Raw genomic sequence first — 15,346 nt, 5'->3', positions numbered from 1 at the left:
CTGATGTCCGTCGTGTGGGTTTTCCCCGGGCAGGGGTCGCAGCGCAAGGGCATGGGCGCGGGCGTCCTGGAGCGGTACCCCGACCTGTGCGCCCGCGCCGACGAGATCCTCGGCTACTCCGTCGCCGAGCTGTGCGACGACCCCAAGCGGCTGCGGGAGACCCGCTACGTGCAGCCCGCCCTGTTCACGGTCAACGCGCTGAGCTTCCTCGCCCGGCAGGACGAGGGCGGCCGGCCCGACTACCTGGCCGGGCACAGCCTGGGCGAGTACGCGGCGCTGTTCGCGGCCGGCTGCTTCGACTTCGAGACCGCGCTCGGCCTGGTCAAGCGGCGCGGCGAGCTGATGTCCGCGGCCGGCGGCGGCGCCATGGCGGCGGTGCTCGGCGCCGACCGGGAACGGCTGGAGGAGCTGGTGGCGGGCACCGGCGTCGACATCGCCAACTACAACTCCCCGGAACAGGTCGTCCTGGCCGGGCCCAAGGACGAGCTGGACGCGCTCAGCCGCGGCGGCCCCGGCAAGTGGGTGCCGCTGAGCGTGAGCGTGCCCTCGCACTCGCGCTACATGGAACCGGCCGCCGACGCCTTCGCCGAGGCGCTGGAGGGCGTCCGCATCGAGGAGCCGCGGGTGCCCGTCGTCTCCAACGTGACCGGACGCCCGTACCGGGCCGGCGAGGCGGCCGAGCTGCTGCGCCGCCAGATCTGCAACCCGGTGCGGTGGGTGGACGGGCTGCGCTACCTGATGGACCAGGGCGTCTCCGAGCTGGAGGAGATCGGCCCAGGTGACGTGCTCACCAAGCTGTGGACGGTCACCCGCCGCCACCCGCCCGAGCCCTCTGCCGAGCAGGAGCCGGTCGAGAAGCCCCCCGTCCGGGAGCCGGTCGAGGCGCCCGCCGTCCGGGAGGCCGGGATCGTGCTCGGCTCGGCCGAGTTCCGCGCCGACTACCGCGTCCGCCACGCCTACCTGGCCGGGTCGATGTTCAAGGGCATCGCCTCGGCCGAGCTCGTGATCAGGATGGGCCGGGCCGGGCTGATGGGCTTCCTCGGCGCGGGCGGCCTCACCCTGGACCAGATCTCCGACGCGCTCGACACCGTCCAGTCCGCCCTCGGCCCGGACGGCTCCTACGGCGTGAACCTGCTCTACGGCTTCGACGAGGACGGCCTGGAGCGCGAGACGGTGGACCTGCTGCTCCGCCGCGACGTGCGGTACGTCGAGGCCGCCGCCTACCCGCACATCACCGCGCCCCTCGTCCGCTACCGCTACAGCGGCGCGCACCGCGACCCGGCCGGGCGGCCGGTCGCCGTCCGGCACGTGGTGGCCAAGGTCTCCAGGCCGGAGGTCGCCGCCGCCTTCATGCGGCCCGCCCCGCAGGCCGTCCTGGACCGGCTCGTCCGGGAGGGCGCGCTGAGCGCGGCCGAGGCGGAGGTCGCCGCCGAGCTGCCGGTCAGCGCGGACGTCTGCGTCGAGGCCGACTCGGCCGGGCACACCGACGGGCGCTCTCCGTACGCGCTGATGCCGGCGATCCTGCGGCTGCGCGACGAGGAGATGGCCGCCCACGGCTACGCCCGGCGCATCAGGGTCGGCGCGTCCGGCGGCATCGGCGCACCGGAGGCGGCCGCCGCGGCGTTCGTGCTCGGCGCGGACTTCATCGTCACCGGCAGCGTCAACCAGTGCACCCCGCAGGCCGGGACGTCCGACGCCGTCAAGGACCTGCTGGCCGGGCTCGACGTGCAGGACACCGCCTACGCCCCGGCCGGAGACATGTTCGAGATGGGCGCGCAGGTGCAGGTCGCCAGGAAGGGCACGCTGTTCCCGGCCCGCGCCAACAAGCTCTACCAGCTCTACCGCCAGTACGGCTCGCTGGAGGAGATCGACGAGCGGACCAGGCGGACGATCCAGGACAAGTTCTTCCGCCGCTCCTTCGAGGAGGTGTGGGAGGAGACCCGGGCGTTCCTGGCCGCGCGCCGGCCGGCCGAACTGGCCCGCGCCGAGCGCGACCCCAAGCACCGGATGGCGCTCGTCTTCCGCTGGTACTTCGTGCACACGATCAGGCTGGCGCTGCGCGGCGAGGCCGGGCGGCAGGTGGACTACCAGGTCCACTGCGGGCCGGCGATGGGCGCGTTCAACCGGTGGGTGGCGGGCACGGAGCTGGCCGACTGGCGGGCCAGGCACGTGGACGTCATCGCCGACCGGCTGATGGAGGCCGCAGCCGGGCTGCTCGAAGCCCGGCTGCGCGACCTGTCCAAGGACGGTTAGACGCTGAGGACGGCTAGACGTTGAGCAGATGGCGGTTCAGGTCCTCCTGGACCGCCGTCAGCACCTCGGGCCGCGGGCCCTTGAGGTAGAAGTGGTCGCCGCCGAACACGCGCAACGTGAAACCGCCGCCGGTGGCGTCGGCCCAGGCGCTGATCTCGTCCGGGTCGACCTCCGGGTCGGCGTCGCCGGTCAGCGCCGAGATCGGGCAGTCCGGACGCGGGCCGGGCAGCGGCGTGTACGACTCGTTCAGCTCGAAGTCGGCGCGCAGGCCCGGCAGGAACACCTCCAGCAGGCTGCGCTGGTCCATCACCTCCGACGGCGTGCCGTTCAGCTTGCCCAGCTCGCTCAGCAGCTCGTCCTCCGACAGGTCGGTGAAGCGGCGGCGGCGGGTCGGCAGGTGCGGCGCGCGGCGTCCGGACACGAACAGCACCGCGGGCGGGAAACGGCGGGCCGTCTCCCAGGCCACCACGGCCCCCATGCTGTGCCCGAACAGCGCGAACGGCCGGTCGGTGTACGGCTCGATGGCCTCCGACAGCGGCCCCACGAGCTGCTCCATGCGGTTGTAGGGCCGCTCGCGCAGGCGTGACTCGCGCCCCGGCAGCACCACCGGGCAGACGTCGACGTCCGGCGACAGGTGGTCGTCCCATTTGCGGAACAGCGCCGAGCCGCCTCCCGCGTGCGCGAAGCAGAACAGTCTGATGCGGGCGTCGGCTCTGGGCTCGCCGCCCGCTATCCAGGAACCAGGCATGGTCAGAAAGCTACGGCCGATCGCCTTGCGCCGCCTGCTCAGTCTTGAGCAGGCAGCGCCCGCCGTCCTCACTAGCGTCGCAGTGAGGGAGGAGGCCCATGGAGCACGACGAGCGCGTGACGGAGACGGTCATCCGCCTGCTGGCCGAGGTGCTGCCCGGCGGCGCGGAGCTGACCCCCGACGCTTCACTCAAGGACAGCGGACTCGACTCGATCTCCGCGGTACGGGTGTGGTTCGAGATCCAGCGGGAGTTCTCGCTGGACCTCCCCGTCGAGCGGCTGGGCGGCTGCGCGACGCCGGCCGAACTGGCCGCGCGGATCGCCGAGCTGGCCGGGACGGCGGAGCACGACACCCCCGTGACCGTGGCGGAGATCAGCCCGGCCCCCGGCGACCGGCACGAGCCGTTCCCCCTGACGCCCCTGCAACAGGCGTACGTCATGGGCGCGGACGAGGACGCCACCCCTGACCCGGTCGGCTGCCAGGTCTACCGCGAGTTCGAGGTGCCCGGCGTGGACCCCGACCGCCTGCGCGCGGCCTGGCAGCGCGTCGTCGACCACCACGACGCCCTGCGCCTGGAGCTGGGCGAGGACGGCACCCAGCGGATCCTGGAGCGGGCCCCCTCCTGGGACCTGCCGGTGGACGAGCCCGGCGCCCGCGAACGCCTCGCGCACCGGCGTTACGAGCCCGGCGTCTGGCCGCCGTTCGCCGTCGAGGTCACCACGCCCGGGACCGTGCACTTCGGCATCGACGCGAGCGTGACCGACGGCCGCGGGCTCGACGTGCTGCTGCGCGACTGGTGGCGCTGCTACCGCGACCCCGGCCACACGCTGGAGGAGAGCGGGCTGTCCGTCCGCGACTGCCTGCTCGCGCTGGACGCCCAGCGGCGCGGCCCCCGCCACCAGGAGGACCTGGACTACTGGCGGGAGCGCCTGGCCGACCTGCCGCCCGGCCCCGCCGCCGGCGTGCCCGACGGGTCGCCGCGCTCCGCGCTGACCGGCTCGCTGACCGCCGCCCAGTGGGGCGCCCTGCGCGCCAGGGCCGCCGAGCTGGACGTCTCGCCGACCGCCCTGGTGCTGACCCTGTTCGCCGAGACGGTCGGCAGGGGCGAGGACTGCTCCCTGGCCGTGACCACGACCGGCCGGGCCTGGCTGCCGCGCGAGGTGGACGAGGTGGTCGGGCCGTTCACCGGCACCGCCGTGTTCGCCGCCGAGAGCACGCTCGGCGAGCCGCTCCCGGAGGCGGTCCAGGAGGTGCACCGGCGGCTGTGGCGCGACCTCGGCCACGCGGGCGTCCCCGGCGTGACCGTCATGCGGGAGCTGCGCGAGCGCACGGCGCTGCCCGTCGTCTTCACCAGCCTGCTGGACGCCCGGCCCGACGAGGCCGTGCCGCCGGTGACGTACGCGCTGAGCCAGACCTCCGGCGTCGCGCTCGACCACCAGATGTGGGAGCACGACGGCGAGCTGCGGGTGCGCTGGGACCTGGTGCCCGGCTGCTTCGCGCCCGGCGAGCCGGAGACCCTGTTCGCCCGCTTCACCAACGCGCTGCGCGCCCTGGCCGCCGACACCGGCGAGGAGGAGATCCGGCCGCTCAACGAACTGCAGAAGGCGTACTACGTGGCCCGCGCGGGCGGCTCGCACCCGTACGACGGCTGCCAGGTCCACCACAGCTTCCACGTCCGCGACCTGGACCGGGACCGGCTCGCACGGGCCTGGCTGCGCCTGGTGGCCGCGCACGACGCGCTGCGCTCGGAGGTCACCCACGACGGGACGCTGCGGGTCAGGCCGCACGCGCCGGAGAACTGGGACATCCCCGAGATCCCCGGTGCCGAGACGGGGGAGACGGCGGGGGAGACGGCCGCGGAGATGGCCGGGCGGGCGTTCCCGCTGGGCCGCTGGCCGCACTGGGAGCTGCGGGTCAGCGGCGAGACGGTGCACGCGGCCGTCGACCTCGCCGTGCTGGACGGCCGGAGCATCCACATCGTGCTGCGCGAGCTGTTCAGGCTGTACGCCGACCCGTCCGCCGAGCCGCGGCCGCCCGCCGAGGCCCCGGCCGCCCCGGAGCGTCCGCGCGAAGGGGGCTACTGGGACGAGCGGTTCCGCGACCTGCCGCCGGGGCCCGAGCTGGCCACCACGCCCGCGCGCCGCGTCCGGCTGAGCGGCAGCGTCGCCGCGGTGTCCGACGAGACCGTCTTCGCCGCCCTGGCCGGCGCGCTGCGCGGGCGCTTCGCCGATCCGTTCAGCGTGTCCGTGGTGCGCTGGACCGCCGAGTCCGAGCCGCGGCGACCCGGCGAGCACACCGCCCTGAGCTGGGTCACCGACGCGGAGTCCTACCCCGACCGGATCGCCGCCGACGCCGCGAACGGCGCCCTGACCGGCCTGGCCACGCTGCGCGGCCACGTCATGAAGGAGCGCCGCCGCCGCGCCTACGCCTTCCCCGTCGTCTACACCAGCACCCTCGACCTGACCGACCATCCCCTGCCGGACGGCGTCGAGGCCGGGCCCTGGATGACCTACACCCCGGACGTCGCGCTCGACTGCATCGTCATCAGGGAGGGCGACCGGCTGCACTACCACTGGGACGCGCTGGAGCCGGAGTTCCCCGACCTCGCCGAGCTGTTCGCGGCCTTCGAGGACCGGCTGCGCCCCGCGCACCGGCTGTTCGAGCGGCAGGCCGCCGCCCGTCCCGAGGCGGTCGCGCTGCGGCACGCCGGCGGCACCATGACGTACGGGGAGCTGAACCGGCGTGCCAACGCCGTCGCCTGGCGGCTCAAGGAGCTGGACGTGGGGCCGGGGACGGTGGTCGCCGTGCGCCTGTGCCGCGGGCCCGACATGGTGGCCGCCGTCCTCGGGATACACAAGGCGGGCGGCGCCTACCTGCCGGTGGAGCCGTCCCTGCCCGACGAGCGGGCCGCCGTCATGCTGGACGACGCCGCCGCCGGGATCGTCCTCACCTGCGCGCAGACGCCCGGCTGGGCCGTGCCCGAGGGCGTGCGCGCCGTCGAGCTGGACGCCGGCGGCGACGACCGCGGCGACCCGCCCCTCGCCGGCACCGTGGACGACCTCGCGTACGTGATCTTCACCTCGGGCAGCACCGGCAAGCCCAAGGGCGTCGAGGTCAGCCACCGGCCGCTGCTCAACCTGCTCGACTGGTGCTACCGCACCTTCGACTTCGACGCCTCCGACGTCGGGCTCTGCGTCACCTCGCTCGGCTTCGACCTGTCGGTGTTCGACATCTTCGGCCTGCTCGGCCGGGGCGCCTCGCTCTACATCGCCGACGAGGGCCAGCAGCGCGACCCAGAACTGCTGCTGGACGTGCTCATCGACGAGCCGATCACGTTCTGGAACTCCGCGCCCACCACGCTCAACCAGCTCGCCCCGCTGCTGGCGGAGCGGCAGGGCGGGGAGGGCACCGGCGACCTGCGGCTGGTCTTCCTCAGCGGCGACTACACGCCGCTGCCGCTGCCGGACGCCGTGCGCGCGACCTTCCCGCGGGCGCGGGTGGTCAGCCTGGGCGGCGCCACCGAGGCCACCGTCTGGTCGAACTGGTTCGAGGTGGGCGAGGTCGACCCGTCCTGGCGGAGCATCCCGTACGGGCGGCCGATCGACGACGCCCTCTACTACATCCTCGACGAGGACCGGCGGCCCTGCCCCGAAGGCGAGGAGGGCGACCTGTTCATCGGCGGCAGGTGCCTGAGCCTCGGCTACCGCAACCAGCCCGAGCTGACCGCCGAGCGGTTCGTGCCGGACCCGTTCGCGGGCGGGCGCATGTACCTGACCGGCGACCGGGCCGCGCTGCTGCCCGACGGGAACATCACGTTCCTCGGGCGGGCCGACAACCAGGTGAAGATCCGCGGGTTCCGGGTGGAGCTGGGCGAGATCGAGCACCGGCTGCGGCAGCATCCGGGCGTGCGGGACGTCGTCGTCCTGGCCCGCGACGACCGGTCGGGGGAGCGGAAGCTGGTCGCGTACGTGATGGCCGAGGGCGCGGAACCGGACGTCGGGGAGCTGCGGGCGCACGCGGCCGGGACGCTGCCGGCGTACATGGTGCCCAACCACGTGGCGTTCGTGAGCACGTTCCCGGCCACCGCCAACGGCAAGCTGGACCGGGACGCGCTCCCGTGGCCGCTCACCGACCGCGCCCCCGAGCCCGAGCCCGAGCCGGAGCCCGAGCCCGAGCCCGCGGTGGCGGGGCGGACGGTGACGGAGATCGCCGAGCTGTTCGCCGAACTGATCGGGGTCGAGGAGGTCGATCCCGGCCAGGACCTGTGGGACCAGGGCGTCACCTCCTTCACCATGGTCCAGGTCTCCAAGGCGCTGCGGAAGCGGTACGGCAGGCGGGTGCCGGTGGCGCTGCTGCTGGAGAACCCGACCGTCACCGGCATCGCCACCGTCGTCGGCGCCCCCACCGACGAGCCCGCGCCGAAGAAGCCCGCCGCCGAGAAGCCCGCCACGGAGAAGCCCCCCGCCGAGAAGCCCGTCGAGCAGCCTGTGCGGGCCGACGTCGAGGCGGACGGGCCGGGGGAGGTGGACTTCTTCTCGCCCGAGGACCGGGAGGCGTTCAAGGCGGGCCGCTGGAACCTGCGCCCGCTGGAGCCCGACGCCAGCCTCATCCGCCTCGACCGCCTGGACGTGCCCGAGGAGCACTACGCCTGGCGGGCCAGCGTGCGCGACTTCGCGCCCGGCTCGCTGCCGTACCGGTCGTTGTGCCGGCTGCTCGGGCTGCTGCGCGAACGGCGGCTCGGCGACCGCGCGCGCCACCTGTACCCGTCGGCCGGGGACACCTACGCCGTGCAGGCGTACCTGCACGTCGCCAAGGGCGCGATCAGCGGCGTCGCCGAGGGGATCTACTACTACAACCCGGTCGAGCACGCGCTCCAGCTCGTGAACGGCCGCCCGGAGCTCGACCGTACGGCCCACTTCGTCTACAACCGCGACCTGTACGACCGCGCCGGCTTCAGCCTCTACCTCATCGGCCAGACCAAGGGCATCGAGCCCCTGTACGGCGAGCAGAGCCTGCGCTACCTGACCCTGGAGGCGGGCTACCTCGGCCAGCTCCTGATGACCGGCCAGGCGGCCTGCGGCATCGGGCTCTGCCCCATCGGCGAGGTCGCCTTCGACCAGGTGCGCGACCAGTTCGACCTGGACGACGGCCACCGCTTCCTTCAGGCGTTCCTGGGCGGCCCCGCCGAGTACGCGACCGGCGACGCCACCCCCGTGTTCGCCACTCCCGTTCTCTCCACCCCCGTGCCCTCCACCCCGGAGACGGAACCGGCCCTCCGCGCCGAGCCCGCCCGGCACGAGGAGCCGGCGCCCGAGGAGCCGGCGCACGGGGAGCGGCCGGCCGGGCTCGCCGTGATCGGCATGGCCGGACGCTACCCCGGCGCCGACGACCTGGACGGCTTCTGGCACAACCTCAGCACCGGCACCCGCAGCCTGGGCCCGAGCCCCAGGGGCGAGCGTCCCGGCGGCTACCTGGAGCACATCGACCGCTTCGACAGCCTGCTCTTCCACGTCTCGCCGAAGGAGGCCGCGACGCTCGACCCGCAGCTCCGGCTCCTGCTGCACAGCGTCTGGGAGTGCCTGGAGCACGCCGGTCACACCCCCGCCTCGCTGCACGCGACCGCGCCCAGGGTGGGCGTCTTCGTCGGCTCGATGTGGCACGACTACCAGCACGCGGGCGCCGCCGCCTGGCGCGCGGGCGGCCCGGCCGTGGTCTCGGCGACCGCGTCCGACATGGTCAACCGCGTCTCGTACTTCTTCGGCTTCACCGGGCCGAGCATCGCCGTGGACACGTCGTGCTCGTCCACGCTGACCGCCCTGCACCTGGCCGCCCAGGCCATCCGTACGGGCGACTGCGACGCGGCCGTGGTCGCGGGCGTCAACCTGCTCGCCGACCCCTACCACGCCGGGCTGCTGGCCGGGCTCGGCCTGCTGGCCGAGGAGGCCGGCGCCGCCGCCTTCGACCCCGACCGGCCCGGCTGGACGGTCGGCGAGGGCGTCGGCTCCTTCCTGCTGCGGCCCGTCGCGGACGCCGTCCGGGCGGGGGACGCCGTCCACGGCGTGGTCGAGGCCACCTGGGTCGCGCACACCGGGCGTACCGGGCGGTTCACCGCGCCGAGCGCCGACGCCATGGCGGCGTCCATGCGCCGGGCCCTGGAGCGGGCCGGGGCCGAGCCCCGCGACGTCTCCTACGTCGAGTGCGCGGCGGCCGGAGCCGCCCTGGCCGACGCGGCCGAGGCCGAGGCGCTTGCCGACGTCTTCGGCGAGCGGGCCGAGCCCGTCGCGGCGGGCACGCTCAAGCCGAACATCGGCCATCTCGAAGCCGCGTCCGGCGCCTCCCAGCTCGCCAAGGTGCTGCTGCAGCTCCGGCACGGACGGCTGGCGCCCACTCTGCTCGCCGAGCCGCCCACCGACGCGGTCACCGTGCCGGAGCAGCCGCAGCCGTGGACCGGCGAGCGGCGGGCGCTGATCAACGCCTTCGGGGCGACCGGCACGCACGCCCACGCCGTCGTCCGCGCGCCCCTTCCCGAGGAGACCCCGGGCAGCGCGGCCGAGGACGGACGGGAGCACGCCGTCCTGGTGTCCGCCGCGACCCCGGAACAGCTGGTCACCGCCGCCCGCCGCCTGGCCGAGACCGGGGAGCGGGACGTACGCCGGATCGCCTGCACCACCCAGACCGGGCGCGCCGCCCTCGCGCACCGGCTCGCCGTCGTCTGCCGTGACGCGGCCGGGCTGCGGGAGGGGCTGGAGGCGTTCGCGGCGGGCAGGACGCATCCGTCCGTGCTCGCCGGAGGCTCCGGCGGGCGTCCGACCGGCGCGGAGGCCGAGGCGGCGGCCGCCTGGGTGGCCGGTCAGGACGTCGACTGGGCCCGGTTCTGGCCGGAGCCGCCCGCACGGGTCGCGCTGCCCGCCTACCCGTTCGAGGCCGAGCCGTACTGGATCGAACGGGCGGAGCCGGTCGCGTCGGAGGCCGCCGCCGGGGACATGGAGGACTACCTCAAGGGCGTCTACGCCGAGGTCTCGGGCATCGACGCCGACCGGCTGGGGACGCGGGTGCCGCTGGAGCAGTACGGGCTGACGTCGTCCCAGATCGTGGAGCTCAACGCGCGGCTGGAGCGGGACCTGGGCGAGCGGTCGCGCACGCTCTTCTTCGAGCACAAGGACCTGGCGGGGGTCGCCGCCGCGCTGTCCGCCAGAACCCCCGCCCCGCCCCCGACGGACCGGACCGATCGGACCGAACCGCGCTCCGCCGGGACGGACAGCGCAGACGACGGCGCGATCGCCGTCATCGGGATCGCCGGGCGCTACCCCGACGCCCCCGACCTGGGCACGTTCTGGGAGAACCTGGCCGCCGGGCGGCACTCGCTCTCCCGCGTCCCCGCCGGCAGGACCCGCGACGGCTGGCCCGTGGACCTCATGTGGGGCGGCTTCCTCGACGGCGTCACCGACTTCGACCCGCTGCTGTTCGGCATCACCCCGCGCGACGCGGCCCTCATGGACCCGCAGGAGCGCGTCTTCCTGGAGGTCACCTGGGAGGCCCTGGAGGACGCCGGCTACCCGCGCACCCGCCTGCGCGACCGGCACGGTTCGAACGTCGCCGTCTACGCGGGCGTGATGTACAACGAGTACCCCTTCTTCGGCGTCGAGCAGAGCCTGCGCGGCACGCCCCAGGACACCGGCGCGACGCTCGGCGGCGTGGCCAACCGCGTCTCCTACCACCTGGACCTCAAGGGGCCCAGCATGTCGGTCGACACGATGTGCTCGTCGTCGCTGGCCGCGCTGCACCTCGCGGTCCGGTCGCTGCGCCAGGGGGAGTGCGAGCTGGCGATCGCCGGCGGCGTCAACCTCAACCTGCATCCGAACAAGTTCGTCCAGCACGCCCGCATGCGGCTGACCGCCGGTGACCGGCGCTGCCACAGCTTCGGGGCGGGCGGCGACGGCTTCGTGCCCGCCGAGGGCGCCGGGGTCGTCCTGCTCAAGCCGCTGTCCAGGGCCAAGGCGGACGGCGACCGCATCCACGCCGTGATCAGGGGCACCGCCGTCGTGCACTCGGGCCGGACGAACGGCTGGGTGGTGCCGAGCCCCGTCGAGGAGGGCGAGCTCGTCGCCCGCGCGCTCGCCGACGCGGGCGTGGACCCCGCCGGGATCGGCTATCTGGAATGCCACGGCGCGGGCACCGCGCTCGGCGACCCCATCGAGATCAACGCCCTCATGCGGGTGTTCGGGCAGGTGGGGGCCGCGCCGGGCAGCATCCCGATCGGGTCGGTCAAGTCCAACCTCGGGCACGTCGAGTCGGGCGCCGGCATCGCCGGGCTCACCAAGATCGTGCTCCAGCTCCGGCACCGGCGGCTGGTGCCCTCCCTGCACGCCGACGAGCTCAACCCGGACATCGCCTGGGACGAGATCCCCTTCCGCGTGCAGCGCGAGGCGGCCGACTGGCCCGAGGGGCCCGGCGGCGCGCCCCGGCGGGCGGGCCTCAGCTCGTTCGGCGCCGGCGGGACGATCGCCCACGCGGTGATCGAAGAGGCCCCGCCCACCGCGACCGGCACGCCTACCGCGACCGGCACGCCCACCGCGACTGCCACGCTCGCCGCGACCGGCACGCCCGACGACGGACCGCAGCTCATCGTGCTGTCGGCCCACGACGAGCGGCGGCTGCGGGCCATGGCGGGCCGGCTGGCGGGCCACCTGCGCGCGACGCCCGAGAGTCTCGCCGACGTCGCCCACACCCTCCGCACCGGACGGGAACCGCTGCGCGAACGGCTCGCGCTGGTCGTCGCGGACGTGGCGGAGCTGTGCGAACGGCTGGAGCGCTTCGCCCGGTCGGAGCCCGCCGACGTGCTGCGCGGCCGGACCCGTCCCGGCGTCCCGCCGTCCGGGTGGTCCGGCGACCAGCTCTCCGGACGGCCTGGCGACCTGCTGGAGCTGGGGCGGCACTGGGTGGACGGCGGCCACGTGGACTGGACGCCGCCGCCGGGCGCGCGGCTGGTGGGCCTGCCGTCGTACCCGTTCGACCGGATGCGGTGCTGGCCGTTCGAACCCGCCTCCGGCGACCGGGAACCGGCCGCCGCCGACCGGGAGCCCGCCGTAGGTGATCGGGGACCGGCCGTCGCCGAGACGCCGCTCTTCGAACGGACCTGGGCGCCGTCCGGGGAGCCCGCCCACGACCCCGGGACGCTCGGCGGCGGGACCGTGGTGTGCCTGTTCGGCGACGCCTCCGAGGAGCTGGCGCGCTCGCTCGGCGACCAGGTCGTGCCCGTGGGCGCGGGCGACCCCGTCCCGGAGGAGTTCACCGGCTGGATCGACCTGCGCGACCTGGGCGAGGCCGACCCGGCGGGCGAGCTGGACCGGCTCGCCGTGCTGCGGGACGCCCTGGCCCGTCGCCGCCCGCTCCGGATCCTGCACGTCACCAGTGGCCTGCTGGACCTCGGCGGCGCGTCGCCGAGCCTGGCGGGGGCGCGGATGGCGGGGTTCGTGCGGATGCTCGCCGCCGAGTACCCGGCGGTCACGGCCACCGTGCTGGACAGCGACCGGCCCACGGCGGCGCAGATCCGCGCCGAATGGGCGGCCGCCGAGCCGTACGGGGAGGTCTGTTACCGCGACGGTGAGCGGTTCCGTCCCGATCTGCGGGAGTTGTCCGCGCCGTATGCCGAGCCGCGGCTCGACCCCGCGGCCGTCTACGTCGTGAGCGGCGGCACCAGGGGGCTGGGCGCGTTGGTGGCCCGCCACCTGGCCGATCGCGGCGCGCGCCGGCTCGCCCTGCTCGGCGCGCGTCCGCTGCCGCCGCGCGAGCAGTGGGACGGCTCCGGCGAGGAGGCCGTCGCCACCGTCCTCGACCTGGAACGCGCGGGCGCCCGGGTGGTCGTGCACACCGGGCCGCCGTCCGGGGTGGCCGCCTTCCTGGACGGCGTGCGGCGCGAGCTGGGCCCGATCGGCGGCGTCGTCCACTGCGCGGGACGCTCCAGCCAGGGCCGTCCGTCGCTGGCCCACAAGTCCGAGGACGACCTGCAGGCCGTGCTCACGCCCAAGGCCGACCTCCTGGAGGCGCTGGACGAGGCGTGCGCCGGCGACCGTCCGGCCTTCTTCGTCACCTTCTCCTCCGTGTGCGCCGCCGTGCCCGCGCTGGCCGCCGGGGTGGCCGACTACGCGGCCGCCAACGCCTTCCTCGACTACTGCACCGGGGTCAGGCGGCGGTCCGGGCGGACCGAGTTCCGGTCGGTCGACTGGCCGCAGTGGCGGGAGTCCGGCGGGGCGCGCGGCAAGCCGAACGTCGGCGAGGCCGTCGGGCTCGCGTCGCTCGGCGACCGGGAGGGGCTGCGGGTGCTGGACCGGGTGATCGGGTTGCCGCGCGGCGCGACCGTGCTGCCGTGCCCGCCGTCCGGCGCGTCCGTGGACGTCCCGGCGCTGATCCGGCTCCCCGAGCGGGCGGACCGCCGTCCGGCCCCCGCTCGCCCGGCTTCCGAGCCGGCGCGGACCGGTGGACCCGACTGGCTGGCCGTGCTGTTCTCCGAGACGATCGGCATCCCCGTGGACGCCCTGGACCCGACGGCGGAGTTCGGGGACCTCGGCGTCGAGTCGGTGATGCTGGCCGAGCTGGTGCAGCGCATCGAGGAACGGCTCGGAGAGAGCCTGGAGCCGTCGCTGCTGCTGGACTATCCGACGCTGGAGCAGCTCCGCGACCGCCTGGGCGTTCCGGAGCCGGACACCGACCGCGTGAACGCCCCCGAGCCGACCGCCGACCGTCCGGACGTCCCCGAGCCGACCGCCGTTCTCCCGGACGCCCCCGAGACGGGCGTCCCCGAGACGGGCGCGCGGGAGGAGGGCCGGGAGAGTGCGCCGGGCGGCGCCTCCGGGCCCGCCCTTCCGGGCGCCGATGATCGCAGGATCGCGATCATCGGCATGGCCTGCCGGTTCCCCGGCGCCCCGGACGTGGCCGCGTTCTGGCGGAACCTCACCGAGGGCCGGTGCGACGTGCGCGAGGTGCCCGCCTCCCGCTGGGACCACCGCGAGTTGTACTCGCCCGAACCGGCCCTCGGCCGCAGCATCAGCAAGTGGGGCGGCTTCGTCGACGGCATCGAGGACTTCGACAACGACTACTTCGGCCTGGGCGAGGACGAGGCCCGCGCCCTCGACCCGGCCATCCGCATGTTCCTGGAGTGCTGCGCGGCCTGCCTGGCCGACGCCGGTTACGACCCCGCCGAACTGCGCGGACGCCGGGCCGGCGTGTTCGCCGGAGCCCGCATGTCCGACTACGGGCGCCGGGTCGGCGTCCGGCCGGGCGGGCTGGCCTCCGACCAGAACTTCATCGCGGCCAGGGTCGCGCACCACTTCGACCTGCGCGGCCCCAACCTCGTGGTGGACAGCGCCTGCTCCTCCTCGCTGGTCGGCGTGCAGCTCGCCGCGCAGAGCCTGCTCGCCGGGGAGGCCGAGGTCGCCCTGGCGGGCGGGGTGGAGGTGCTCCTGGACGAGAACGACTACCTCCAGCTCAGCGCGGCCAAGGCGCTGTCGCCCACCGGACGGTGTCACACGTTCGACGAGCGCGCCGACGGGTTCGTGCCGGGGGAGGGGTGCGGGGTCGTCCTGCTCAAGCCGCTGCGCGCGGCGCTGGCCGACGGCGACCGGGTGCACGCGGTCATCGAGGCGGTGGCGGTGAACAACGACGGACGCACCATGGGCGTCACCACGCCCAACCCCGAGGCCCAGGCCGACGTGGTCCGCCGGGCCCTGGCGGCGGCCGGCCGCACGCCGGGCGAGATCGGCCTGATCGAGGCGCACGGCACCGGCACGCTCATCGGCGACCCCATCGAGCTGCGCGCCCTGACGCGGGTGTTCGCGGAAGGCGGCGGCGACCCGGGAACGTGCGCGATCGGCAGCGTGAAGACCAACATCGGGCACACGCTCAGCGCGGCCGGGATCGCCGGGTTGATCAAGGCGGCGCTGGCCGTCGAGCACGGGCGGATCCCGCCGACGTTGTCCTGCGAGCGGCCCAACCCGCGCTTCGACTTCGCCGCCTCGCCCTTCGAGCCCGCCACCGAGCCACGGGACTGGCCCTCGCCCAGGGTCGCGGGCGTGAGCTCGTTCGGGCTCGGCGGCACCAACGCGCACCTCGTGCTGAGCGAGCCGGACCCGCGGCCTGGCGTGCGGCCGGAACGCGAGCCCGCCCCCGCGCCGGTCTTCCGGCGCAGGCGCCTGTGGCTGGAACGCGACCCGGCCCCGGCCCGTGACCCGGCCCGCGACCCGGTTCCGGCCGGCGCGTCCGGCTCCGGTCCCGGTCCCGATCCAGGCCCGCCGGACGACGCCAGCTCGCTGCTCGACCTGAACATCACCACGGGGAGGCGCTGACTCC

3 protein-coding genes are annotated in these 15,346 nt (G+C 75.1%); 2 read left to right on the top strand and 1 reads right to left on the bottom strand.

The window, feature by feature from the left end:
- Positions 1–3: 3 nt before the first annotated feature.
- Positions 4–2,253, top strand: a complete 2,250-nt coding sequence (gene fabD, locus AB0C33_RS41065) for an ACP S-malonyltransferase (protein ID WP_358298257.1) — start codon at positions 4–6, stop codon at positions 2,251–2,253.
- Between the two features lie 13 nt (positions 2,254–2,266).
- On the opposite strand, the gene AB0C33_RS41060 is transcribed toward fabD, so the two are convergent.
- On the bottom strand, positions 2,267–3,001 hold the full coding sequence (locus AB0C33_RS41060) for an alpha/beta fold hydrolase (RefSeq protein ID WP_358298255.1): 735 nt from the start codon (positions 2,999–3,001) through the stop codon (positions 2,267–2,269).
- A gap of 98 nt (positions 3,002–3,099) precedes the next feature.
- Here AB0C33_RS41060 and AB0C33_RS41055 point away from each other — a divergent pair, with 98 nt between their 5' ends.
- Positions 3,100–15,342, top strand: a complete 12,243-nt coding sequence (locus AB0C33_RS41055; protein ID WP_358298253.1) for an amino acid adenylation domain-containing protein — start codon at positions 3,100–3,102, stop codon at positions 15,340–15,342.
- The last annotated feature ends 4 nt before the right edge of the window (positions 15,343–15,346 follow it).

This window comes from Nonomuraea sp. NPDC048881 (assembly GCF_040649795.1).
Classification (GTDB): domain Bacteria; phylum Actinomycetota; class Actinomycetes; order Streptosporangiales; family Streptosporangiaceae; genus Nonomuraea.
Note: the sequence above shows the minus strand (reverse complement) of the source record. Positions and strands in the feature narration are given on the sequence as shown.

Excerpts from the sequence above, each read along its gene's own strand:
- AB0C33_RS41060 (WP_358298255.1), bottom strand. The coding sequence starts at position 3,001 with ATGCCTGGTTCCTGGATAGCGGGCGGCGAGCCCAGAGCCGACGCCCGC.
- AB0C33_RS41055 (WP_358298253.1), top strand. The coding sequence starts at position 3,100 with ATGGAGCACGACGAGCGCGTGACGGAGACGGTCATCCGCCTGCTGGCC.
- fabD (WP_358298257.1), top strand. The coding sequence starts at position 4 with ATGTCCGTCGTGTGGGTTTTCCCCGGGCAGGGGTCGCAGCGCAAGGGC.